Below are 557 nucleotides of genomic sequence, written 5' to 3' on the forward strand. Positions count from 1 at the left end.
TCGGGTTGGATAAGCGTTCATTAGCGTAAATAAGCGGTTAAAAAATACGTCTGCTAGGATTTCCTTTTTTTCAATTTTCTTCCCTGATCGTCGAGACCAGACGACCAGCCTGTGATGCTCGGTCGTCCAGTTGATTTTTAGAGTTTTAAGGGCGGGTTATCTGGTTGTCTGCGTCGACTGGTTGGGTTATCTTCGTTTTGGTAATGTTAGGATTAAAATAGGCAACAGCATCGCAAGTTGCACTGCTCGATTGGGATCCGCGCCTTTCTGCTGAAAGATCATGAATAAAATCAATGCGGTAGTAGCGACTGTCCATGCAAACCATTCAAATGCACTTCCTTTCTCTTTTTCATTCTTCGATTCGAATGGTTTAATACTCACTAAGGTTTGAAACAAGCTAAGCATTAACGAGAACCCTACGAATATTTTCGCTTCACCGCTATAACTAAAAGCACATCCCGTGGTATCCCCGGGAAGGGTTTCTACTAGATTTGCCCGATATAGGATCATTAAGTAGACCAGAGCAACTATAGGACGGAATCTGTTCATTTTACTTA

Annotated in this window: 1 protein-coding gene; it reads right to left on the reverse strand. The window is 42.2% G+C overall.

Going from position 1 to position 557, the window contains the following annotated elements; all coding sequences use genetic code 11:
* Positions 1-186 precede the first annotated feature (186 nt).
* Positions 187-557: hypothetical protein (locus QEH52_RS20105; protein ID WP_308952754.1), on the reverse strand; the 371-nt coding region annotated here is incomplete at its 5' end.

Source organism: Thalassobacterium maritimum, from assembly GCF_031127805.1.
In the GTDB taxonomy this organism is placed as follows: Bacteria; Verrucomicrobiota; Verrucomicrobiia; order Opitutales; family Coraliomargaritaceae; genus Thalassobacterium; species Thalassobacterium maritimum.